Genomic DNA, 24140 nt, shown 5'->3' with positions numbered 1-24140 from the left:
CTATTCGTTGTGAGCGAAAGCGCGGAACCCGGCGAGCGTAATGAGCGCATCACGCTTCGCAACCTGAAAATCTGCCATGACCATTTCTTTGACCAACGAATGAAATGAGGTTGTCGGCGCCCAGCCGAGCTTCTCGTGAGCCTTTGAAGGGTCGCCGAGCAGTGTCTCCACTTCGGTCGGCCGGTAATAACCGGGATCCACGCGAACCACGATGTCGCCAGGCGCCAGTCTGAGCTCCTTGTTACTCACCCGCTCCACCACCGCCACTTCGTCTACCCCTGTTCCCTGAAATCCTAGCGTGATTCCCAACTGATCCGCCGCGCACTGCACGAAATCACGCACACTGTACTGAACCCCGGTCGCGATCACGAAGTCTTCAGGCTGCTCCTGCTGAAGCATCAGCCATTGCATCTCGACATAGTCGCGCGCGTGCCCCCAGTCCCGGCACGCTCCCATATTTCCCAGATAAAGACAGTCCTGCAAGCCGAGCGCGATACGGGAAATGGCTCGCGTGATCTTCCGCGTGACGAAGGTTTCGCCCCGGACAGGCGATTCGTGGTTGAACAGAATGCCGTTGCAGGCGTACATGCCGTACGCTTCGCGATAATTGACCGTTATCCAGTAGGCGTACAGCTTCGCCACGGCATACGGACTTCTCGGGTAGAAAGGCGTTTTCTCGTTCTGGGGCACGGTCTGGACCAGACCATACAATTCCGACGTCGAAGCCTGATAAAAACGTGTCGTCTCTGCCAGGCCCAGAATCCGCATCGCTTCTAAAATTCGCAAAGCGCCTAGCGCGTCGGCGTTGGCGGTGTACTCGGGTTCTTCGAAAGACACAGCCACGTGACTTTGCGCCGCGAGGTTATAGATCTCGTCCGGCTTCACGCGCTGAATGATCCGCAAAATGCTGGACGAATCGGTCATATCCCCGTGATGAAGATGCAGCCGCCGCGCCGCGGCATCATGTTCGTCCTGATAGAGGTGATCGATGCGATCGGTGTTGAACAACGAGGTGCGTCGCTTGATTCCGTGAACGTCGTATCCCTTGTCGAGCAGGAACCCGGCAAGATAGGAGCCGTCCTGTCCGGTAACGCCGGTTATCAACGCAACTCTTTTCGACATACCCATCTCCACGATTTAGGGAAAGCGTTGCCGGGGCCGATCCGGCGCCGGAAGGACTCGACGTCGCTCAGGTCCCGTTGGCCTGCAATTTGCCGTCTTTCGGCCCATATCCCAGCGTCCCGGACGGAACGTCCGTGAAAAGAATGCCTGTCACTTCTACGCCGCCCGTCGCCAGGCGACTCAGCGCTTCCGACACCTCGGCCGCGGGATGCTTGCCGTGGCGAACGGCGACCATTGTCGTGTCGCAATGTTTGCCAATAATCGTCGAATCCGTAACGGCCAGAATCGGCGGGGAGTCAATGACGACAAGATCGTATCTATCGCTTGCAGCGGAAAGGATCTCTCCCAGACGTGGCCCCATCAGCAGGTCGGCTGCATAGAGGGTCTGCGTGCCACGAGGAATGAGATCGAGTCCCGTCACCACGTCACGCCGCAATGCGTCGCTGAGTGAGCCGCCTTGCAAAAGGTCAGAGAAGCCCGGGCCTTCCGGCACGTTGAAGCAGGCGTGAATTCTTCCATTGCGCATGTCACCGTCGATGAGAAGCACACGCTTGCCGCCGACGGCGAGGACGGTCGCGAGGTTGACAGCGAGGAAGGATTTCCCTGCACGTCCACTGGAACTCGTAACCATCGAGATATTGTTGAGGCCAACGACCTTGCTTGCTTCCATCGCGGTACGCACGCCTCGAATTCCCTCGATGGCGGCGTCGGTCGGTGAGTCGAGCGCCAGCACCCGTTTTTCATTGGTCCTGCTTCTCGACTCGCCCTCCAGATGCGCCTGCTTATTGCTATGAGGGATAACCGCGACAACACCGATGCCAAATGCCTGTTGTATCTGGGTCGATCTCTCGAGCCCCGGAGACAGACCGCGTCGAAGCAGAGCGAGTCCTGCTCCGAGTACGGGACCCAGAATTGCGCACATCGCGACGATGACCGCCGGACGCGGCTTTACCGGACTGTCCGGAACCATTGCGCGGTCCACGATTCTCGCGTTGCCCACGCTTCCGGCTTTGACCACACTAAGTTGCTGGGCGTTATTGAGCAGGTTCGTGTACAACTCGGTATTGACGCGGACATCGCGCGCCAGGCCCAACGCGACACGTTCGCTGTCGGGTAAGGACTGCACCCGCCGGACAAGCGCGTCGTGCTCCTTCTTCGCCGAGGCAATTTTCGCGTCGATAGAGGTGAGTAGCGGAAATCCGTCCTTATAGCGCACGACAAGATCATCGCGTTGCTGCTGAAGTACCCTCATCGTGCTTTCGATCTCGACAATCTGCGTCAGCAGCGTGCGACTTTCCAGGTCGAGATCTACCGATCCGATTTTGTTTCGGAACACGTTGTATTGCAACTCGGCCTGCTCCATCTTTGCTCGAAGCGTAGGCAACTGTGCATCGAGGAACGACAGCGATTGCTCCGCCTGCGACGAACGATAAGCAACATGCTGCTGCACGTATTGCTGAGCGATCGTGTTCAACACTTCCGCGACGTGCTTCGGATCGTGGCCCTCGAGCGATACACCGATCATTCCCGATTGGTTCTTCCTCTCCGAGATGGCGAGCGCCTTCTGAAGCGCTTCGATGGTTCTCCACATGGATTGCGCCCGAACGACAAAGCGGTCGCCATTCGCGCCGACCAGCCCGGAGACGAGCAGATGGACGTCGCCCGATGCAAGACGAACTGTTGTTTCTTCGCCTGCCCTGCCGTTGCCCACCAGATTGCCACCAGGGTCAAACAACGAAAACGTCGAATCGGGGCCGGCCTCGATCGAAAACTCCTTGTTCAGAAAGTCTTCCGGAACATCGAAACGCGTCACCGTGATCGAACGTGGGTGTGGCCGAAATCCCAGACGCCCCAGGAGCGAATTCTGCCCTTCGCTTTGTCTCTCGAGGCTTGCCAGCATCGGGCCGATCACCGGAACATAGTAGGGATGCGCGGTGATATCCAGATGCAACTTCTTCACCGCCTCACTCACGACCAGACGTGAGCGAATCAATTCCATCTCGGCATCGGCGTCACCCTTTACCTTGCTATCGAAGATCGCCGAGAGCCGCCCCAGTGATTCGGTGTCAGTCGGGTTCGTGTCGCCGGTCTCGATCTGAATCAGCGAATCGGCGCGATACACGGGCGACTGAAGCACCGCATACAGGACCCCGATGCCGACGACGATCAGCGTGACCATGACGATAAGGCGCCAGCTCCTTTGCAAGGTCCGGGCATAGTCCGCCAGATAAACCGTGTCGGCGTCCAGAGAATCGTTGTACGAAGTCTTCGTCATAGCCACCATCGACGGTTCATTGATGGGTTAGCAGAGCGTGCTCACGCGATCGCGCGTGGCGAATCTGATTCTCGCCAACGTGAAAGGAATATAAGCGCAGGACCCTGATGAATTCGGTCGAGACGGAAATCGGCAAGAAGTTGTCGGCCTTCGCCCATCGCGAGTGAGAAGAGCCCGGCTTCAGGTCTCCCGCGCACCCGCACACCTGAAGACATGTGATCAGACAGGCCGGCTCGCCGACCTTATCCAGGCGCGGCTCGACAAGCATTTGTCCGATCGGGCAAGCAGATCTGCGATCCTGGAATCGACAACCGAACGCGCGGCCCAAATACGACGCGCTGACGAGTGTGGCTGCAACGAGGCCACGGAGTGAACGCTACTGCCGGAATTAGACGGTATGGGTCGTCTATTCCCGGGTCCAACGCAGACTCGATCTTCCTGGTGCTACCGCGGGGATAGCGCCATGAAAATGGCTAATTTGGCCACGGGGCGTTGGCCGCCCTCTACCCGGGCAATCTCGGACTCAAACAGAGCCGGCAAATCATTGCGGACGCGGCAAAGCTTCTCACGTGGCGTGCGGAAATGCATGACCGGCCACGGCTTGCGGGTGCCGCGGATCTCGTCATGCCGTCGAAGCCCGGTCCAATGCAGTCGAGCAGCCGACCTTCACGTGTCAACTTTTTCGTCGACTTCGTGCCCGAAACTCGGTAGGAGACATTGAGAGCTCTTTACGGAAAAGCTTCGAAAGCCTCTCTCCGTTACTAAGGCCGGTTCTACGAGCAATCTTGTCCACCGGAAGATCGCTATTCGCGAGCATTTTGCACGTCAGGTCGATCCGCGCGCGAAGGAGGTACTTTGAAGGCGTGACGCCAATCTCCCGTTTGAACAGGCGCAGAAAATTACGCTCGCTCATCGACGATCTCCGCGCCGCGTCACCCACCGAGAGGGAATTTGTGCAGTTCTCGGCGAGCCAGCGCGCCGACGCATGCGCCTTTTCGGTGAGCGTCTTTGCATCTGTCTCTTCGAACGCGGGGGCCAGCGAGTGGTGACCGCCCGAACCGAGACGATCCGCCACGCGCACGGCGAACTCCAGGCCCAGATCCGTCTTGAGCAGTGCGAGCGAGGTCATCAAGGCCTGATCGCGATCGTGCTCCGGCGCACTTGCGGATGAAGACTTGAGGTGAATATCCTGCTTCAGGGAAGGCCAGTCGCGCCGCGTCACGCCGGCAGCCGATAAAACCATATGGCCGTTTCCGATCGCAGCCACGCGAACGCTTCTCGCACAAACCAGTCGCAGCAGGTCGATGAGGTTATCGTCGGCTGAAGCGCGCGCGACACCGCTTCCGCCGGGAATAAATAGGATGTCGAGAGAATCGACGTGACGTGCGGCCAAATGCTCTGTCCAGACCGACATTGACGACGAGCACAAAACCGCCCCGCCACGAGGCGAGACGAGGTTCACGCGATACGTAAGTGATTGATCAGAATTTTTTGATTGCAGGTCATTAGCGGCTTGCAGAGCTTCGGCAAGCGTACCCGCGGAGAGCAACGAAAATCCTTCGTACAAAATGATACCAACTTGCTTCACCACGTTCGAACGCTGCACGCAGAGCGCGCTTTCTCGGGGACAAGCCGTCGGTGCGAGCGCCTCGGATGAGGTTGGCGTCATGGAGCCTCCAGGTCGATACGTTTTAGTTCGTCACATGGAAAGAAGGCAGGACTATACGTTTTGGCGGGACTTCGCTTTTTGCGTCTTCAGCGATATTATTGCTTTGAGTAATAAGGCTACACGTACAAAAAAGAACGCGTTGTGACGGTAATAAAATTAGGTTTCCATATAAGTCACGATTTTCTCTTGGATGACGAATGACGTCACACTTCAGATGGAAAATCCTCAGTCAAACGACTGAGGATTGACCCACACGAAAATCTACGCGTTTTGACTCGCGATGTAAGTCTTCATTGTGTTGTACCGGGGTTTGGCACTCGACGGGTTGCTCAGCAGGCCATATCCGGGATCGCTCGGCGAATCATACAGTTCGAACCACGAGACGCCGATAATGTTGTACTCCGCGAGGTTTTTGGAGAACATCGGCATGCCGACAGTATCGTTCGTAATGAACGCCTGAACGTTGGCTTCCGTATCTGGCCTCGATCCGAACTCGGTGATCCAGATGGGTTTGCCGAACGTGTCGCGTAACGTCGCCAGAACGTTGGTGGTCCCGTTGGCGTTGGTGATGTCGCCCATGTCCGAGTACCAGTGATACATCGTGACGTCCCAGCGGACGGTTGGATGACCACTCGTTCCGTCGGGTTGCTGCCCGAACCATAGCGCGATAGAAAATGCAGTGTGCAACCAGCCTGCGGTTGCAGCGCACATGATCGGCGTTTTCGCGTCGACCGTTTTGATGCCATCGATCAACCCGCGCAGCGCACCCCGGCACAGAATGAACGCCGTCTGGTCATACTGGTCGATCGTGCTGCCGTCGTAGGTTACGTTGCAGAGCGCGTCGAATTCGCCGCCCAGTTCATAGTAAGGAACTTTGCCTGCCAGGAGCTTTGCCACGCCCGCGCCAAGGGTGAAGTTGTCGCTGTATGCCGCAGTTTCGTCGGCGTACTGAAGCGGCGAATTTCCAACGATAGTAGGCAACACAGCGATCCCGGACATGTTCGGGATGTTGTTTGCAATGGTCTGGGCGTGCGCCAGTTCGAAGATTCCCTGCCGATAGTGAGTGAAGCCGAGGTCCTTGAGCGTCGCAACCTGCGTCGAGAGGGCGGTGTTATAACTCCCGCCTTCGCTCCAGTGTCCATTCACGCCCCAGGTCATCGACCCGTTGGATGCAGCGGGGGTGGCAGCGGGGGTGGCACTCGATTTCGGCTTGCGGGCTTTGTTCTGAACCGCAGCGGTATTGGCCGGCGAGGAAGAAGAACCGCCTCCACAACCCGCCATCAGCATGCTTCCGGCGCCCGCTGCCAATGCTTGCAAGAATCCGCGACGGCCTAACCAATTCTCACGCGGAAGTTGCGTTTCTGTTTTGTGCTGCGACTGCTCTACATCGTGCCGCGAATCCGATTGCTTAGTAATACGTATTGATTTCATTTTAAACGTAGAAAATCCACATGCTCGCTGCGAAGCGCATGCGGTGATCGAACTATGCTGCTATCGATTGAGTTAAAAGACAGTGCAAAACGACATCGGCCCGCACTGGTAAAGCGTGCGATCCGTGCAGATATCCCAATGAATTGCCGCGAGTTGAATTGCCCGGATTAGGGCCAATACGGCTAAAGGGACGGGACAGACAGAGCCTATTTTTCCCGCAGGATCTGGATCTTTTATCGGAGTATCAGTCAGAAGTCCTTGACAGATATTCTTGCAAAAAATGGGACCAGAGTCGCTTTGCGTTTAAGTGACCATCTTACCATATGAGGAAGAGCGCTTCCTCGGCGGCGGCGCCCCAGGAAGGCTTCTCATGAGCGTCATTTCGGCCTGCGCGTGGCCCATCAATGGCCAGGCGGTTCAATGGCACGTTCCTCGCGATCGAACCACGTACTCGGGGAAAACCAGTGCTTTGCCCGGTTGCTGGAGTGATGAGGATCGAGGTATTCCGTTAGGTATGCGATGCGTCCATTTACATGGGTCGCCGGTTGGAGGAGATGTTCATAGTGGACGTATTGCGGCTTGAACAAGCGTACTGGATTACGGCAATGTGGCATACGTCTGGACCAGCTTTTTCGCACGTACGCACGTCGTCCGATTTGAAACGCAACGACATCTCCCGCCGAACGAACGGCGCGGAGAATTTCCGCAGCAAGCGCCGACGAGACCCGCTCATCGGCGTTCACGCACAACACCCAGTCATGTTTGAAATTGATGTCACGCAGGCCCCATTCCCGGCGAGCGGGCCAATCATCGAATCGTCTCGAAGTTACTTTAGCACCGACCAATTGGGCGAACGCGACAGTTCGGTCCGTGCTCGACGAATCGAAGACGTGGATGTCGTCGCACCATTCGACAATCGTTTCAAGACACTCAGGCAGCCGTTGCTCCTGGTTTCTTGTCAGCACGAGTACGGAAATTTCGCTCATCTTGCCTACCCGAGCTTGGTCGCGGTTGGAGAATTTATCCTAGTGCGCCCGTCGCAAGATCGACCGCCATGGCGGATTCTTTCAAGCTTTTGGCGGATCGAACCCCAGAGATCGTGGCCGGCGTCTCGCTGCGACGTCGGCACTATCCGACAACGGGTCGCGGATTTCACCGGAATTGAGCCTTGGGCAGCTTGAGCAATTTGTCTTGCCGCACGTCCCGGCAGGAATTTCGACCGTCGATCCATTATCGAAAACCAGGTCGGCGAAAGCAGCGTCAATCAAATCATCCGGAAGCAGCCTTCCGGCAGAGTGATTTGCTGCACGGTGAGATTTCGATATGACGGCATCGTGGTGCGTCGACGTCATCCCGCCGTCTCGCGGTGCGCGTGGTCGACTACTGCGCAAGCCGGACCGCATCTGCCCTGATCGGGCTTCGGGCTACGACAAGTATCTCCGGGATCCCCAGATCGATTACCCGACGCGACGAACCTCACGGTAGCGGTCTCGGGAAAGTGTGTTGGCTTGTCGAACGCAGCCATGCAGGCTGCACGGACGGCGCCGTCTTCGCACGCGATTTGAGCGTCAAGCGGGAAACAGTCGGCCTGTACGAACAAGCTCTGCAAGAAACCGCTGCATTGGATGGCCGCACTGTAGACCGCACAAAACAAAAACCCCGCAGAGCCTAGACTCTGCGGGGTTCTCTCTACCACTTCTGGCGGAGACGGAGGGATTCGAACCCTCGATCCAGGTTTTGGCCCAGATGCTCCCTTAGCAGGGGAGTGCCTTCGACCTCTCGGCCACGTCTCCCAAACTTTCGGTTGCGCAGGGAGTCAGCGCAACGAAGCCAAGATAATAGCGGGCCGATCCGGGAAGGTCAATGTCTGGCGAACATTTTTTGTGCCAATTTCGTCATCGGCGACTTGATCTGTTCACATTGGCCGCGCAAAGCAAACGGGGCGCTTCTCAGCGCCCCGTTTTTCAGCAGATTACGCCTGATCCAGTTCGAATGCCTTATGCAGCGCGCGCACGGCGAGCTCCATATACTTCTCGTCGATCAGCACCGAAATCTTGATTTCGGAGGTCGAGATCATCTGGATGTTGATGCCCTCTTCCGACAGCGTGCGGAACATCGTGCTCGCAATGCCCACATGCGAACGCATGCCGACGCCGACCACCGAGACCTTCGACACCTTCAGATCGCCCAGCACCTGCTCAGCCTGCACGTGACCCTTCACCTGGGTCGTGAGGATGTCCATGGCGCGCTGATAGTCGCCGCGGCCCACGGTGAACGTGAAGGCCGTTTTGCCTTCGACGCTCTGGTTCTGGATGATCATGTCGACGTCGATATTCGCGTCCGCCACCGGGCCGAGAATCTGATACGCGATACCCGGCTTGTCGGGCACACCCATCACGGCGATACGAGCTTCGTCGCGCTGAAACGCGATGCCCGAGATGACTGCTTTTTCCATGGTCTCGTCTTCTTCAAAAGTAATCAGGGTGCCCGACTTCATTTCGGCGTCGAGCGGGATGAGCGGATCGGTCAGGCTCGACAGCACGCGCGTCTTGACCTGATATTTGCCGGCGAATTCCACCGAACGGATCTGCAGCACCTTCGAACCCAGGCTGGCCATTTCCAGCATTTCCTCGAACGTCACGCGATCGAGCCGGCGCGCCTCTTCGACCACGCGCGGGTCGGTCGTGTAGACACCGTCGACGTCCGTGTAGATCAGGCACTCGTCGGCCTTCAACGCAGCCGCGACCGCAACCGCCGACGTATCCGAACCGCCGCGGCCGAGCGTGGTGATATTGCCGTCCGGGTCGATACCCTGGAAGCCGGTGATCACCACCACCTTGCCTGCTTCGAGATCGCGCAGCACGCGCTCGCCGTCGATCTCCATGATGCGCGCTTTCGTGAACGCGCTATCCGTTTTGACCGGCACTTGCCAACCGGCGTAGCTGACCGCGTCGACGCCAGCTTCCTGCAGCGCGATGGCCAACAGGCCCGAGCTGACCTGCTCGCCGGTGGCGGCGATCATGTCGAGTTCGCGCGGGCTCGGCTGCGTGGTGATGTCTTTCGCGAGACCGAGCAGGCGGTTGGTTTCGCCGGACATTGCCGACGGCACGACCACCATCTTGTGGCCGGCCTTATGCCATTTCGCGACGCGCTTGGCGACGTTCTTGATGCGCTCGACCGAGCCCATCGAGGTGCCGCCGTATTTATGTACGATGAGTGCCATTGTCGTTCTGAACTGAAGGAGAAACCGCGCTGGCGCGCTGGAGACGACCGCACAAAAGCACAGGGGCGCAACGTCTCGTGAACGGCGGCGAAGTGTGTGGCGGCGTAGATGCAGCGCGCGTGCAGCACGCGCGGATTTGCCCGTGATTGATCGCTAATGGCTTACCGGGAATTTCGGATCACGATCGGAAAACCGACACAAGCGACGGCAAAAGCGGGCCGGGCAAACAGGTTAACGTACCCGATCGAGCGCAAAAAGACAAGCCGGAGAGGCCGTGGAAAGGCGTCGAATAGCGGCTGCAAAGGCTTGTCCGGGGCGGATTGGCGTGTTGGCGCGCGATTCACCGGTTGGATAACCGGGTTGTCCGACCGGTCGGTCAGGCGATCGTCAGATCTTCGCGCCAATCGATGCGAATGCGGGGTTCGGTCGCGTTACCGGGATCCGCGAGCGTCGCGCGGTTGACGCCGAGCAAGGGCACGAACAGCAGGTCGTCGCCGAGGTAGAGCAAGGGCACGTCACGCTTCCATGCCGGAATGCCGCGTTCCTGGAAGAGGTTTTTCAGGGTGCGGCTCGGCGCGTTGGGCGACGCATTCACCCGCATGCGTTCGCCGCCGCTGCGGGAACGGGCAGTCAGTAGCGCGCGTTTCAGTAGGCTCAGAGGGATCGTGTCGATCTCATAGGCGGGTGCGGAAGCTTGAGCGTCGAAATCGGATTGGCCGTGAGACTCGTCAGGAACGCCGTCGCGCGGGCCGGGTGCGGAATCGCCTTCGTGTGGATGTCGAGGCGCTTCAATCCCGCCCGGCTCCACCACCGCAAACACAAACGTCCCGCGCCATTGCGGCAAACGCCAGATCGACTCGCCCTGCCACACCAACTCACTCACCTCACGCGCGACGAGCGCTGTCTCGTCGGCGGGCTCGCGACTATCGCCCGCCTCCCAATACACGAGCCCGCGATAACTGCGCAACGCCTGCCCCGCGTGTTCGATCCGTAAGCGATGACCGTCGTCCGCGATCCCGACTTCGCGCAATTGACGCAATGCATCGCCGAGTCGCGCCGTCGATGCTGCGACGAAGCCCAGCGTGCGCATCCAGTAACGCAGCAGATTGAGCGCGCGATCGTCGTCGAGCGCGAGCAGCGCGTCGTGCGACAACGCGTGGCCTTCATCGCGCGAGATCGTGTCCATATCGACGCGCGCGAGATCGTCGAGCAAGCGCTGCGCCGACGCCGCATGCGCCGCCGTGCGCGCGAGCGCGTCGCGGAATCCGGGAAAGTGAACGGCCAGCGCGGGCGTCACCTCGTGACGCAAGGCATTGCGCGCGTAGCGGGTATCCGCATTGGACTCGTCGTCGATCCAGCGCAACGCGCGTGCGCTCGCGTACTGCTCGAGTTGCGCGCGCAGCAGATGAAGCAGCGGCCGCACCCGCACCGCTGCCGCGCCTGAAGGCGTGTACTCGGGCGCCATCGCCGCTAACCCAGCGAGACCCGCGCCACGCAGCAACTGCAGCAACACCGTTTCCGCCTGATCGTCCGCGTGTTGCGCGAGCCACAACGTCTGAACGCCGTGTGCCGCGCACATCGCATCCAGCGCGCGATAACGCGCGTCGCGCGCGGCGGCTTCGACACCGACACCCGCGTCGCGCGATATCTCGACCCGACGCGCATCGAATTCAACGCCGCGTTCGCGCGCGAACGCTTCGCAGTGCGCGAGCCACGCGTCGGCATGGGCGCTCAAACCATGATGCACATGCAGCGCGATACAACGCGACGCATCGGCCACCCGCACCGCAGCGTCGAGCAGTACGCTCGAGTCCACGCCGCCGCTAAAGGCGATCGCAATCCGCGCGTCGCCCGGCAGCGGCAGTGGCAGTGACAACGGCCGTGCAGATAAAGAAACGCCGACCGCCTCGAGAACGAGGCGGTCGGCGGATGAATCGGCGGGGGTGGTCACGTCGCTAGCGCGTGCTGCGCTTCTGGACGAAAGAAAACACGCGCGGGCTTACGCACCCGGCGTCGTTTCCTTGAACTTGCCGTACGCCATGAGCCGATCGAAACGGCGCTGACGCAGGTCGCTGATGCTCATGCCCTGGAACTGACGCAGCGAGTCGGCGAGCGCACGGCGCAACATGGCGGCCATGCCCTTCGGATCGCGATGCGCGCCGCCGAGCGGCTCGTTGACGATCTTGTCGATCAAGCCAAGCGCCTTCAGACGATGCGCGGTCAGGCCCAGCGCTTCCGCGGCTTCCGGTGCTTTCGCGGCGCTCTTCCACAGAATCGACGCGCAGCCTTCCGGCGAGATCACCGAATAGGTCGAGAACTGCAGCATCAGCACGCTGTCGCCCACGGCGATCGCGAGCGCGCCGCCCGACCCGCCTTCACCGATGATGGTGGCGATCAGCGGCGTCTTCAGTTCGGCCATCACGTACAGATTGCGGCCGATCGCTTCCGACTGGCCGCGCTCTTCCGCGCCGATGCCGGGATAAGCGCCCGGCGTGTCGATGAACGTGAAGATCGGCAGGCTGAATTTCTCAGCGAGGCGCATCAGGCGTTCGGCCTTGCGATAGCCTTCCGGACGCGGCATGCCGAAGTTGCGCAGCGCGCGCTCTTTCGTGTCGCGACCCTTCTGATGACCGATCACCATGCAGGCCTGGCCATTGAAACGCGCGAGACCGCCGACGATCGACAGGTCGTCCGCATAGTTGCGGTCACCGTGCAGTTCGTGGAAATCGGTGAACAGCTCGCTCACGTAGTCGAACGTGTACGGGCGTTGCGGATGACGGGCGATTTGCGAAACCTGCCACGGTGTGAGGTTCGCGTAAAGATCTTTGGTGAGCTGTTGACTCTTCTTGGACAGCCGCTCGATCTCTTCCGAAATATCGACGGCCGAATCGTCCTGCACGAAGCGCAATTCTTCGATCTTCGCTTCGAGTTCAGCGATCGGCTGTTCGAAATCCAGAAACGTGGTCTTCATTGGTTGTAATCCTTGGACTTACCGGCAGCGCGTATTCTAACCGCGCGCGCCAATGTCTAAACCCCCTCGCAACTATCAGATACGAATGACCGATAGTTTTCAAGATGGCTCGTTCTTGGGTTCAGTATTCGACCGGCAACGGATCGAGACTACGCCACATATACCAGGTCGCAACGGTTCGCCACGGCTCCCAGTTTGCCGCGACCTCACGCGCTTCGCTGCGCGTGACCGGCTCACCGCTGAAATAGTTGACGCTGATCGCGCGGATCAAACCGAGATCGTCGAGCGGCAGCACGTCGGGACGCGACAGATTGAAGATCAGGAACATCTCCGCAGTCCAGCGGCCGATGCCGCGAATCTGCGTGAGTTCGGCGATCACCGCCTCGTCTTCCATCGTGGTCCACTTGCCGACGTGCAATGCGCCCGACACGAAGTGCTGCGCGAGATCGAGCACGTACTCCGCTTTGCGCCTGGACAAACCGCACGCGGTCAGTTTTTCCTGACCGAGCTTGATGAATTGCTGCGGCACCAGCTTCGGACACGCGGCTTCGACCTTGGCCCACACCGCCTGCGCGGACGCGACCGAAATCTGCTGCCCGACCACCGAGCGCGCGAGCGTGACGAACGGATCGCCACGACTCAGCAGATGCACCGGACCGAATTTCGGAATCAGCTTCTTCAGGATGCGATCGCGCTTGACGAGGTCCGCGCACGCCTTGTCCCAATACGCGGGCCGAGTCTCTTCAGGCGTGAGCCCGCCGATCTGCACCGGCACCGCGACTTCGCTCGCGCTGCTCCCTTCCCCGCCCGCGCTCGACGACGCACGCGTCTTGCGCACGACTTCGCCTTCGTGACCATCTTGTGTGACGCGCGCGAGTTCCTGCACGTCGCCCGCGAGTTCGGCAGGCAATACGCCATTGCTCTTCGCACGCGGCGCTTTGGCGCGCTTGGCAGACGCAGACGTCGGCGCCGACGCCGACGCATGTGCAAGGGCCGATGCGCCATTGAGCGCACGCTTCGCAGCCGGCTTTTTCGCCGTGCCCGATGCCACGCCCGTTGCGCTCTTAGCCGCCGCCCCACCGGCTTTCGACGATGCTTTTTTTACCGCGCCGCTGCCGCTACGAGCCGACGTTCGAGTCGACTTTGCGGCGGCTGCCGCGCCTGTTTGAGACGTGGCTCGTTTAGCCGGCGTCTTCGTGGCCGTTGCCATCCTGCCTCCTGCCTGGCGAGTCGATCAGAGGGATGTACGAGGTGCGCTCACACGCGCCGCCACTCGGTCAACCCGCCGGGTTTGTCTTCAAGTGCAACGCCGGCCTCGAGCAATTCGGCCCGGATCCGGTCTGCTGCCGCATAGTCCTTCGCCTGCTTGGCGGCCACGCGCGCCGCGATCTTCGCTTCGATCGCGGCGGGCTCGAGCGCGCCTTCGGCGGCGACGCCCGCGGCCTGCTGCAGGTATGCACGCGGCTCACGGCCGAGCAGCCCGAGCACCGCGCCCAGCGAGCGCAGTTGACGGGCCAGCGCGGGGTCGCGCGTGCGGTTCACTTCAGTAGCCAGTTCGAACAACACCGACACCGCGACCGGCGTGTTGAAGTCGTCGTTCATGGCAGCCTGGAAACGTTGCGCGAACGCTTCGTTCCAGTCGAGCTCAGTGCTGTCGGGCGTGACGTCTTTCAACGCGGTGTACAAACGCGCGAGCGCGTTGCGGGCGTCGTCGATATGCACGTCGCTATAGTTCAACGGCGAACGGTAGTGCGCACGCGCAATAAAAAAACGCACGACCTCGGCATCGTACTGCGCCAATACTTCGCGGATCGTAAAGAAGTTGTTCAACGACTTCGACATCTTCTCATTGTCGATCTGCACGTAGCCGTTGTGCATCCAGTAATTCACGAACGTTTGTCCGGTCGCGGCTTCACTTTGCGCGATTTCGTTTTCATGGTGCGGAAACTGCAGGTCCTGCCCGCCGCCATGAATGTCGAAATGTTCGCCGAGCAACGTGCAGCCCATGGCCGAGCATTCGATATGCCAGCCGGGACGGCCGCGGCCAAATTTCGAGTCCCAGCCGGTGTCGGCCGGTTCTTCCGGTTTCGCTTTTTTCCACAGCACGAAGTCGAGCGGGTCCTGCTTCGCTTCGTTCGCCGCGACGCGCTCGCCCGCGCGCAGATCTTCGATCGATTTGCCCGACAGCTTGCCGTAGCCCGCGAACTTGCGCACCGCGTAGTTCACGTCGCCGTCGCTCGCCTGATAGGCGTAACCGTTCGACTCGAGCTTCTCGATCATGCCGAGCATCTGCGGAATGAAGTCGGTTGCGCGCGGTTCGACGTCGGGTCGCGCGATGCCCAGCGCGTCTGCGTCTTCATGCAAAGCGGCGATGAAGCGATCGGTCAGCGATTTGATCGTCTCGCCATTCTCGACCGCGCGCCGGATGATCTTGTCGTCGATGTCCGTGATGTTGCGCACGTAGGTCACCTCGTAACCGAGCGTGCGCAGCCAGCGCTGCACGATGTCGAACACGACCATGACCCGCGCATGACCGACGTGACAATAGTCGTACACGGTCATCCCGCAGACGTACATCCGCACGACGCCGGGCTGCAGCGGCACGAAGTTTTGCTTGTCACGCGCGAGCGTGTTGTAGATGCGCAGTGATTCCATAGAGAACGGTGCGTGGGCCGAAAGAAATCCGCAATGTGTTTCATGCGCGCCGCGCCCCGCGAACTGACGGCGGGTGCGTCGCGTACAGCAAAACCGGTGCAGCGGGTGCGGCGGTCAGGCTGCGATCAAGGCGGAGACGACCACGAGTGGCGAAAAGACAGTTTGCGGTTCGACGGAACGCGCAGACCTTTTGTTAGAATGGGTCGGAGTATAACATCCAGACCTGAGCCTATGAAACCTTCCAGCGGCCGCGCGCGCAGCGCTGCGACCCTCGCCGCGACAGCCTTTGGTGGCGTCGTGCGCGGCATGTCCCGTGGCGTTGTTCGCGACTCCACGCGTGCCCTCGCCTTGCGCGTCACCCTCGCTGCCGCGCTGGCGATTGTGCCGGGCGCCGCCGCGTTTGCGCAGAAGGCGTCGACCTTGCCGCAAGGCCCCGCCGTGCGCGACAACACGCCGGAAATCGACACGACCATCGCGCAGAAAAACTGGCAGGCCGCGCTGACCCAGCTCGACGCGCGCATCGCGTCGAATCCGCGTGACGCGCAGGCCAAATTCAAGCGCGCCACGGTGCTGGCCCACCTGAATCGCGACGACGAGGCGATCACCGCGTTTACCGAACTCACGCAGTTGTACCCCGAGCTGCCCGAGCCGTATAACAACCTGGCGGCGCTCTACGCGAAAGAAGGCCGTTATACGGAAGCACGCGGCGCGCTCGAAACGGCAACCAAGGTGAATCCCAGCTACGGTCTCGCCTACGAGAACCTCGGCGACCTCTATCTGCGCATGGCCAATGAGGCCTACCGTCGCGCGCAAAGCCTGGGCAAGGCGAGCGCCACGACCACGCAGCGCCTCGCGGACATCCAGAAGATCGTCTCGCCGCCGCAGAGCAAAACGCCCGCCGTGAAAAAGGCGGCCGTCGCGCCGGACGATTACACGGCCCGCGCCACCTCGAACATGACCGACTCGTCCAGCTTCCAGTTCGGCGGCTCGAACGGCTCTCTCGCCATGCCGCCCTACATGGCGCCGTCGAAGTAACGCCACGCTGTTTTCGGCACATCGTTTTTTCCAACCCTGAGGATCTTCATGAAATGGTTGATGTTGGCGCTCGGCAGCGCCGCCCTGATCGCAAACGCCCCCGCTTTTGCCCAGTCCGGTTCGCAAGCCACGCATCCGTCCGTCCTCTTCAAGACGTCGGAAGGCGACATCCGCGTCGAGTTGTATCCTGAGAAAGCGCCGAAGACGGTCGCCAACTTCCTCGACTATGTGAAGTCCGGCCAGTACAGCGGCACGATTTTCCATCGCGTGATTCGCGGCTTCATGATTCAGGGCGGCGGCTACACGCAGAGCTTCGCCGAGAAGCCGACGCGCGCGCCGATTCCGCTCGAAAGCCGTAACGGTCTGAAGAACGCCGCCGGCACGCTCGCCATGGCGCGCACCAGCGATCCGAATTCGGCCACCGCGCAATTCTTCATCAACACGGTGGACAACGCCGGCCTCGACTATCCGAATCCGGACGGCAACGGTTACGCGGTGTTCGGCAAGGTCACGAGCGGCATGGACGTCGTGAAGAAGATCGAAGGCACGCCCACCACCTCGCGCGGCCCGATGAGCGACGTGCCGGCCAAGGCCGTCGTGATCGAGTCGGCCACGGTAGTCGGCAAGTAACGCGAGTAGCGCAAGTAACAGCAAGCAACAGCAGGTAGCAATCAGCAGCAGGCGCTCAATCTACGCCCCGGCGCGGACCGCCGTCATCGCATCACGTGACGGGCGGCCGCGCTTTTTACCCACCTCGTTCATCAAAGGATTCCATCATGGTTGAACTGCATACGAACCACGGCGTCATCAAGCTCGAACTGGACGCTGAGAAGGCGCCGAAGTCGGTTGAGAACTTCCTCAACTACGTGAAGGCCGGTCACTACGACAACACGGTGTTCCACCGCGTGATCGACGGCTTCATGATCCAGGGCGGCGGTTTCGAACCCGGCATGAAGCAGAAGCCGACGGCTGACGCGATCAACAACGAAGCCAACAACGGTCTGAAGAACGTCAACGGTTCGGTCGCGATGGCTCGCACGAACGACCCGCATTCGGCGACCGCGCAATTCTTCATCAACGTGAACGACAACGACTTTCTGAACCACTCGTCGCCGACGCCGCAGGGCTGGGGCTACGCCGTGTTCGGCAAGGTCGTCGACGGTCTGGACATCGTCGAGAAGATCAAGAAGGTCAAGACGGGTTCGAAGGGCTTCCATCAGGACGTGCCGGTCGACGACGTCGTGATCGAAAAGGCTGTGATCGTCGACTAAGTGGCCATGGCGCGCCCAACGCGCGCCGTGCACGCGTCGACTCGTTCGAACTGATATCAGGCACCTTCAATGCTGCAAGAAACGCCGCTGCGAAGCGTCGCCGCGGGCGTGCCTGGCGAGGGCAAACGCCCGCACGCCGCACGCCCGTTTTTTTTCCTCTCCGACATTCACTTGAGCGAGGCGATTCCGCACACGGTCGCCGCGTTCGAGCATTTCATCCGCGTCACGGCAGAGCAGGCGGATTCGGTTTTCATTCTCGGCGATCTGTTCGAGTACTGGATCGGCGACGACATGCTCGTCGAGCCGTTCGCCGGCCGCATGGCGACGCTGCTGCACACGCTGTCGGAGCGCGGCATCGCGCTCTACATCATGCATGGCAATCGCGATTTTCTGCTGGGCAAGCGCTTCATGAAAGCGGCCGGCGCGATCTGGCTGCCCGATCCGTTCGTGATCACCGCGTTCGGCACCCGCGTGGTGCTGGCGCATGGCGATGGGCTGTGCACCGCTGATCCTGGCTATCAGGCGTTCCGCCGCTTTGCACGCAGCCGCTTCGCGCAGTTGCTGTTTCTGGCGTGGCCGTTTCGCTGGCGTCAGTCGCTCGCGGAGAACATGCGCTCAAAGAGCGAGCAAGGGCGTGCGCGGCCCGTTTCGCCGAAGTACGACGTGACGTCGAAGGCCGTTGCGGCACTGTTCAAATCGTCGAACACGGCGACGCTCATTCACGGCCACACGCATCGGCCGGCGCGGCACCGCGAAGCCGCGGGCACGCGCTGGGTGCTGCCGGATTGGGATCTCGACCACGGCGAGCGCCGTGGCGGTTATCTGCGGATCGATGCAGAAGGGATTCGGGCGCTGCCGCTGGATTGATGTGAGCTGGTCGAGCCCGTCGAAACGTTGTGTACGACCGGCGCCACTAGCCGACGCCTGCCTGATTTGATCGTGCAATGACCGGCACGCACCGGCCTCTTGCCTCCCGCGCGGACTAACGCTCCGCTGCTACGCCTTCCACCTTCCCCGCGATCGCGGCCGACAAGCGCCGCAAATCGAGCAACGCCGCGTCGGCGCCTTGCAGCCCTTCCAGACTCGTGCCCAGCCGCTCCAATGCGCCGACGATTTCGTCGATGCGTTTCGACTGCGTGGCCGCATGATCGATCAGCCCGTGAATGGCGAGCGACACCGGATCGTCCGCGTTCGGCGTGATGCCGTAGGCGCAGAACGCACTGCTTGCGCTCGCGCGTTTCGCTTCCTGCGGCGCGGCGCCGGTCGCAACACCTGCCGCAGCCACCGCGGCCGCCGCCGGCACGATGATCCGCGCCGGATTACCCACCGCTGTACCCCGCGCGGGCACCGGTTTGGTGACCACCGCGTTCGAACCGATCTTCGCTTCCGCGCCGATCGTGAAACCGCCCAGCACTTTCGCCCCCGCGCCGACGATCACGCCGCGCTCGAGCGTCGGATGCCGTTTCGCGCCGCGCGTGAGCGACGTGCCGCCGAGCGTCACGCCCTGGTAGATCGTGCAGTCGTCGCCGATTTGCGCCGTCTCGCCGATCACCACGCCCATGCCGTGATCGATGAACACGCGCCGCCCCACCGTCGCGCCCGGATGAATTTCGATGCCGGTCATGAAGCGCGCCATCTGCGACACGAAGCGCGCGAGCCAGCGGCGCCGCGCCTGCCAGCACGCATGTGCGAGCCGGTGCAGCACGAGCGCGTGCAGGCCCGGGTAACACGTGATGACTTCCCAGGCGCTACGGGCGGCGGGATCGCGCTCGCGGATCGTGGCAATGTCTTCGCGAAGTCTCGTGAACATGGCAGGGATTGTGTCGTGGGAGGAAAGATCACCGGCACAACGCCGCGGTGGAACACCACACGCGACGGCATGCTTGCCGCATAGCAGACCGGCAGCTTTGCTTAGAACGTTTCGAGCGATTGTAGGGCGATTGCGCGAAACCTGCCGGAAGCCCACGCTGCCGGCAAGGTCGTCGATTGCGACGCGCGACTTGACGCGGCCTTAAGACGCGTCGCCGTTCGGGTGGCGGGTTTTCAGCAGAATGTGCTTGGCGATGCCGCGCACGATATTCACTTCCTCGCGCTCCAGACCGGACCGCGCGAACAGCCGCCGCAGGCGCGACATCAGCTTCTTCGGATTGGCCGGATCGAGAAACTCGAGCGCGACCAGCGCACTTTCCAGATGCGTGAACATGTTTTCGATTTCGTCGCTGGCCGCGCGGGGTTCGGCTGGGTCGCTGTGCGCCGCGGACGCTTGCGCGGCCGTTTGCATGGCCGTGGACGCCGCGGTATCCGTCGACAGATACGAAGTGCGCAACTCATACGCGAGCACCTGCACGGCCTGCGCGAGATTGAGAGAACTGTAGGCCGGATTGGCCGGAATATGCACCAGCGCGCTACAGCGTTCGACGTCCTCGTTCGACAGGCCCGTGCGCTCGTTGCCGAACACCAGCGCGATCTCGCCGTGTGCCGCCTGCTCACGCGCGACGCCGGCCGCGGCGCGCGGCGTGCCTTGCGGCGGCCCGTATTCGCGCAGCCGCGCCGTTAGCGCGACCGACCAGTGCACGCCGCTCAGCGCGTCGGCGAGCGTAGGCACGACGTGCACGGAGGCCAGCACGTCGCCCGCGCTGCTCGCCATGGCGATCGCTTCCGGATCGTTTTGCACGTTCTGCACGCGCGGCGACACCAGCACGAGGCGCGAGAAGCCCATGGTTTTCAGCGCCCGCGCCGCCGCGCCGACATTGCCGGGATGACTCGGCTCGACGAGCACGAAACGGGTCGAGGTGAAGCCGCCGCGCAACTCGGCCACGGCGGGATCGGAGGAATGGTGGGTGTGGTCCACGATGGCGTTCTGCAAGACTAAAGACGCGTATGGTAGCGCCAAGGCTGGCAGCGGTCCGATTTACCTGTAAATACGGGCAAACCATGCCTCGCCGCCCGGGCTCACGCAAAACTCAGGTAAAATAATGAGATTCGCGTCCGGTTTTCGTCTGCCTGCCAAAGACACCGAAAGGTCCGGCGCCTCGTTCTTATCCAATTCGTCTCCGTCGGCGGAATGCGCACCGGTCCTGTACCGGGCGAGCGTTCCGTGCTGTTTTCGCGCCTCGCAGGCGCCCTGTCAGCGCAGGTTTAGCGCTTATTTACCGGCCAGCAGCCGTGCTGCCCCGGCACAAGGATCCAGTCTCATGCATCCCATGCTCAACATTGCTGTGAAGGCCGCGCGCCGCGCAGCCCAGATCATCAACCGCGCGTCGCTCGACCTCGACCTGATCCAGGTCAGCAAGAAACAGCACAACGATTTCGTCACGGAGGTCGACAAAGCGTCTGAAGCGGCGATCATCGACACGCTGAAGACCGCCTACCCCGATCACGCGATCCTCGCCGAAGAATCCGGCAAGTCGGATAACGAATCCGAATTCCAGTGGATCATCGATCCGCTCGACGGCACCACCAACTTCATTCACGGCTTCCCGTACTACTGCGTGTCGATCGCGCTCGCTCACAAGGGCGTCGTGACGCAGGCCGTGGTCTACGATCCGACCCGCAACGACCTGTTCACCGCTTCGCGCGGCCGTGGCGCGTTCCTGAACGACCGCCGCATCCGCGTCGCCAAGCGCGACCGTCTGGCCGACGGCCTGATCGGCACGGGCTTCCCGTTCCGCGAAACCGACGGCCTCGCCGCCTACGGCCGCCAGTTCGCTGAAATGACCGAAGCCTGCGCGGGCCTGCGCCGTCCGGGCGCGGCCGCGCTCGATCTGGCCAACGTCGCCGCCGGCCGCATGGACGGTTTCTTCGAGCAAGGCCTGAATCCGTGGGACGTCGCCGCGGGCAGCCTGCTGATCACGGAATCGGGCGGCCTGGTGGGTAACTACACGGGCGACTCGGACTTCCTGCACATCGGTGAAATCGTCGCGGGCAACCCGAAGATCTACGCGCAGATGATCCCGATCCTGTCGCGCTACAGCCGTACCCGTCAGCAAGCGGGTTAAGCGGGACACGGCTGCGATTCTGGTGGAAAGGCTGAAGCCGGGACCGTCAGATTCACGTGCCAGATTCACGAGTCAGGTCCGCGTCATTGCGCGACCGAACGGTCTCAAGTGTCGGCTCAGGCCACACCCAAAGAAACACGAAAAGCGGCTTCGGCCGCTTTTTCGTTTGGCTCGCCTGCATCGCGCAGGCGTTCGTGCTACAAAGCGGGATGCCGCGCCGGCCCGCTCGATCGCCGGTTGCGTTTTGCGCGTCTTTCGCTGCGCCCTGCCGTGCGTCAAACCTGATGCACCGCTTCCGATCCGCTTCATGAAAAAAGGCTTCTACACAATCATCGCGGCGCAGTTCATTTCGTCGCTCGCGGACAATGCCCTGCTGATCGCCGCCATCGCGCTGCTCTCCGTGATTCGCTCGGCCGCCTGGGTCACCCCGCTGCTGCAGATTTTCTTCACCGTCTCCTACGTGTTGCTCGCGCCGTTCGTCGGCGCCTTCGCCGACGCCATGCAGAAGCGGCACGTGATGTTCGTCTCCAACGCGTTGAAGGCAAGCGGCTGCCTGATGATGATTGCGGGCGTGCATCCGATGATCGCCTACGGCGTGGTCGGCTTCGGCGCGGCCGCGTATTCGCCCGCCAAATACGGCATCCTCACCGAGCTGCTGCCCGCCGACAAACTCGTCAAGGCGAACGCGTGGCTCGAATCGGCGACGGTGCTGTCGACCATTGTCGGCACGATGGTCGGCGGTGCGCTGATCAGCACGGTCGCCGATAAATTCGTCGCGCATGCGCATTGGCCGCTGATCCGCTCGTCCGCCGATCTGGCGATGTTCGCGACCATGGTCACCTACGCGATCGCCGCCGCGATCAACATTTTCATTCCCGACACCGGCGCGCGTTATCCGAACCGCCTCACCGAGCCGAAGAAGCTGGTCGGCGATTTCTATCACTGCTTCAACGTGCTGTGGGCCGACAAGCTCGCGCAGATCGCGCTGTGGGTCACCACCTTGATGTGGGGCGGCGCGGTGACGCTGCAATTGCTGGTGCTCAAATGGGCCAACGTGAATCTTGGGCTGACGCTGTCGAAAGCGGCGGTGATGCAAGGCGTCACGGGACTCGGCATCGCGGTCGGCGCGGCGGCCGCGGCGGCGCTGATTCCATTGCGCAAATCGCTGCGGGTGCTGCCGGTGGGGATTCTCACCGGCGCGGTGGCGATCGCGGTGGCGTTCTACAACAAGGATCTGTTCCCGGCGGGCTCGGGCATTCGGATCGGCACGTACGTGCTGCCGTTTTACATTCTGTTCGCCTATCCGCTGATGATCCTGCTCGGCGCGTTGTCGGGCTTTTTCATCGTGCCGATGAACGCGATTCTGCAGCATCGCGGCGCGACGTTGCTGTCCGCGGGGCATTCGATCGCGGTGCAGAACTTCAATCAGAATCTGGCCGTGCTGCTGATGCTTGGGGTCTACGCGTTGCTGCTGACCGCGAAGCTGCCGGCGCAGTGGATCATCGTCGTGTTCGGCAGCTTCATCACGTTCATGATGTGGCTCGCGAAACGGCGTAGCGCGGTGAACGAGCGCAAGGTGGATATGCGGGCGATGGTGGAGGAGTGAGGGCGGCGCATGGGCGCGGGTTAAACGCCGTTTAAGGCCTCGTCCAGCAGCGAGAGCGTGTGAAGCGCCCCGCTCGCAAAACCGATTCCGCGATGCGGCGCGATGCCCGGATCTTTGGGATTGATGCGGATGACGCGGCCGCCAACCCGCTCACTGAAATTCCGAACAGTCGGGATGGTCTTGCCCGCGCCGATCTCCACAACGACAGGCCGTTCGACGGACGCAAGCCAGCCGTTCAGTCGCGCCTCTTGCGCCTCGGTACGCAGCGCAATCCAGTCGAAGTCGCCGAACATCAGGATGTTCGGTCGCGCAACGGCGCCGCAATGCGGACAGGCTGGAAGTTCGTTGAGTAAGCGGCACTCGGCTTCGTCCACAACCGGCTCGAACGCCGCCGCTGACCAGATGGCGTCGGTGCAGACTTCCGAGCATTGCATCATGTGGATGGAGCCGTGGCATTCCGCTATGACATCGGCGGAGAATCCGGCTTTCTGAAACTGACCGTCGACATTACTGGTGAAAACAGTGGCGTGTTCCGGCATATTGTCGGCCCAACGGCGAAGTATCTGAAAACCGTGGTGAGGCACGGTTCGCCGGTAGAGGTGGAGCCGGTGGCCATAAAAGCCCCAGGATAAATTCGGTGCCTTGACGAGCGTGCGTGGATTCGCCATGTCCTGGAACGTCAGTTGATGCTTGCGCAACGCAGGATAAGACCGCCAGAACCCTTCCGCGCCGCGAAAATCCGGCAGACCCGAGTCGATGCCCATGCCCGCCCCTGCGGTGATGAGCAAACCATCTGCGTCACGGAGCCACGAAACTGCTCGCTTTAATTTCTCGACTTCGGTCATGGATCGGTTTTTTCTGGAATCGGAGCACGTTCTAGCGAT

19 protein-coding genes and 1 tRNA gene are annotated in these 24140 nt (G+C 61.4%); 6 read left to right on the top strand and 14 right to left on the bottom strand.

All coding sequences use genetic code 11. The features are described 5' to 3' along the window. The 11 genes from gmd to cysS all read right to left on the bottom strand — a co-directional run bounded on the left by gmd (position 1) and on the right by cysS (position 15346). On the bottom strand, positions 1-1122 hold the full coding sequence (gene gmd, locus HWY05_RS23715) for a GDP-mannose 4,6-dehydratase (RefSeq protein WP_035546294.1): 1122 nt from the start codon (positions 1120-1122) through the stop codon (positions 1-3). Positions 1123-1189: 67 nt separating this feature from the next. After that, positions 1190-3397, bottom strand: a complete 2208-nt coding sequence (locus HWY05_RS23710) for a polysaccharide biosynthesis tyrosine autokinase (RefSeq protein WP_176059826.1) — start codon at positions 3395-3397, stop codon at positions 1190-1192. A gap of 673 nt (positions 3398-4070) precedes the next feature. Next, positions 4071-5066: a helix-turn-helix domain-containing protein gene (locus tag HWY05_RS23705; RefSeq protein WP_176059825.1), complete on the bottom strand. Its 996-nt coding sequence runs from the start codon at positions 5064-5066 to the stop codon at positions 4071-4073. Positions 5067-5327: 261 nt separating this feature from the next. Continuing rightward, positions 5328-6497: a glycosyl hydrolase gene (locus tag HWY05_RS23700; protein ID WP_176059824.1), complete on the bottom strand. Its 1170-nt coding sequence runs from the start codon at positions 6495-6497 to the stop codon at positions 5328-5330. A 401-nt stretch (positions 6498-6898) separates the two neighbouring features. Beyond that, the gene (locus HWY05_RS23695) at positions 6899-7483 is read right to left on the bottom strand and encodes a glycosyltransferase (RefSeq protein WP_081935642.1); all 585 of its coding nucleotides are present in this window, start codon (positions 7481-7483) and stop codon (positions 6899-6901) included. Positions 7484-8196: 713 nt separating this feature from the next. Next, positions 8197-8290, bottom strand: a tRNA-Ser gene (locus HWY05_RS23690). A 179-nt stretch (positions 8291-8469) separates the two neighbouring features. Further along, on the bottom strand, positions 8470-9720 hold the full coding sequence (locus HWY05_RS23685) for an aspartate kinase (RefSeq protein WP_176059823.1): 1251 nt from the start codon (positions 9718-9720) through the stop codon (positions 8470-8472). Positions 9721-10096: 376 nt separating this feature from the next. After that, positions 10097-11671 (bottom strand): tRNA lysidine(34) synthetase TilS, encoded by a 1575-nt coding sequence (gene tilS / locus HWY05_RS23680; protein ID WP_176059822.1) that lies wholly within the window; start codon positions 11669-11671, stop codon positions 10097-10099. A 48-nt stretch (positions 11672-11719) separates the two neighbouring features. Then, positions 11720-12691 (bottom strand): acetyl-CoA carboxylase carboxyltransferase subunit alpha, encoded by a 972-nt coding sequence (locus HWY05_RS23675; protein ID WP_176059821.1) that lies wholly within the window; start codon positions 12689-12691, stop codon positions 11720-11722. A 121-nt stretch (positions 12692-12812) separates the two neighbouring features. Next, entirely contained in the window at positions 12813-13901 is a 1089-nt protein-coding gene (locus HWY05_RS23670; RefSeq protein WP_176059820.1) for a DNA-3-methyladenine glycosylase, read from the bottom strand. Positions 13902-13948: 47 nt separating this feature from the next. Continuing rightward, positions 13949-15346 (bottom strand): cysteine--tRNA ligase, encoded by a 1398-nt coding sequence (cysS, locus tag HWY05_RS23665; RefSeq protein WP_176059819.1) that lies wholly within the window; start codon positions 15344-15346, stop codon positions 13949-13951. A 231-nt stretch (positions 15347-15577) separates the two neighbouring features. On the opposite strand from cysS, the gene HWY05_RS23660 reads away from it, so the two are divergent. The 4 genes from HWY05_RS23660 to HWY05_RS23645 all read left to right on the top strand — a co-directional run bounded on the left by HWY05_RS23660 (position 15578) and on the right by HWY05_RS23645 (position 18519). Beyond that, positions 15578-16381 (top strand): tetratricopeptide repeat protein, encoded by an 804-nt coding sequence (locus tag HWY05_RS23660; protein WP_176059818.1) that lies wholly within the window; start codon positions 15578-15580, stop codon positions 16379-16381. A gap of 48 nt (positions 16382-16429) precedes the next feature. Further along, positions 16430-17011, top strand: coding sequence for a peptidylprolyl isomerase (locus HWY05_RS23655; RefSeq protein WP_035546312.1), 582 nt, complete (start codon positions 16430-16432; stop codon positions 17009-17011). A 146-nt stretch (positions 17012-17157) separates the two neighbouring features. Continuing rightward, entirely contained in the window at positions 17158-17652 is a 495-nt protein-coding gene (locus tag HWY05_RS23650) for a peptidylprolyl isomerase (RefSeq protein WP_035546314.1), read from the top strand. Positions 17653-17721: 69 nt separating this feature from the next. Further along, positions 17722-18519, top strand: a complete 798-nt coding sequence (locus tag HWY05_RS23645) for a UDP-2,3-diacylglucosamine diphosphatase (RefSeq protein ID WP_035546316.1) — start codon at positions 17722-17724, stop codon at positions 18517-18519. A gap of 115 nt (positions 18520-18634) precedes the next feature. Here the strand turns inward: HWY05_RS23645 and cysE are convergent, their stop codons facing one another. After that, on the bottom strand, positions 18635-19462 hold the full coding sequence (cysE, locus tag HWY05_RS23640) for a serine O-acetyltransferase (RefSeq protein WP_176059817.1): 828 nt from the start codon (positions 19460-19462) through the stop codon (positions 18635-18637). 201 nt (positions 19463-19663) lie between these two features. Beyond that, positions 19664-20503 (bottom strand): RNA methyltransferase, encoded by an 840-nt coding sequence (locus tag HWY05_RS23635; protein WP_176059816.1) that lies wholly within the window; start codon positions 20501-20503, stop codon positions 19664-19666. A gap of 343 nt (positions 20504-20846) precedes the next feature. Between HWY05_RS23635 and HWY05_RS23630 the strand changes: the two genes are divergently transcribed. Then, the gene (locus HWY05_RS23630; protein WP_035546319.1) at positions 20847-21650 is read left to right on the top strand and encodes an inositol monophosphatase family protein; all 804 of its coding nucleotides are present in this window, start codon (positions 20847-20849) and stop codon (positions 21648-21650) included. A 307-nt stretch (positions 21651-21957) separates the two neighbouring features. After that, positions 21958-23256 carry a lysophospholipid transporter LplT gene (gene lplT, locus HWY05_RS23625; RefSeq protein ID WP_176059815.1) on the top strand — a complete coding sequence of 433 codons (1299 nt, stop codon included), beginning with the start codon at positions 21958-21960 and terminating at the stop codon, positions 23254-23256. A gap of 20 nt (positions 23257-23276) precedes the next feature. Here lplT and HWY05_RS23620 read toward each other — a convergent pair whose 3' ends face one another. After that, the gene (locus HWY05_RS23620) at positions 23277-24101 is read right to left on the bottom strand and encodes a Sir2 family NAD-dependent protein deacetylase (protein WP_176059814.1); all 825 of its coding nucleotides are present in this window, start codon (positions 24099-24101) and stop codon (positions 23277-23279) included. Positions 24102-24140: the final 39 nt, after the last annotated feature.

Source organism: Paraburkholderia sp. BCC1876, from assembly GCF_902833695.1.
In the GTDB taxonomy this organism is placed as follows: domain Bacteria; phylum Pseudomonadota; class Gammaproteobacteria; order Burkholderiales; family Burkholderiaceae; genus Paraburkholderia.
Note: the sequence above shows the minus strand (reverse complement) of the source record. Positions and strands in the feature narration are given on the sequence as shown.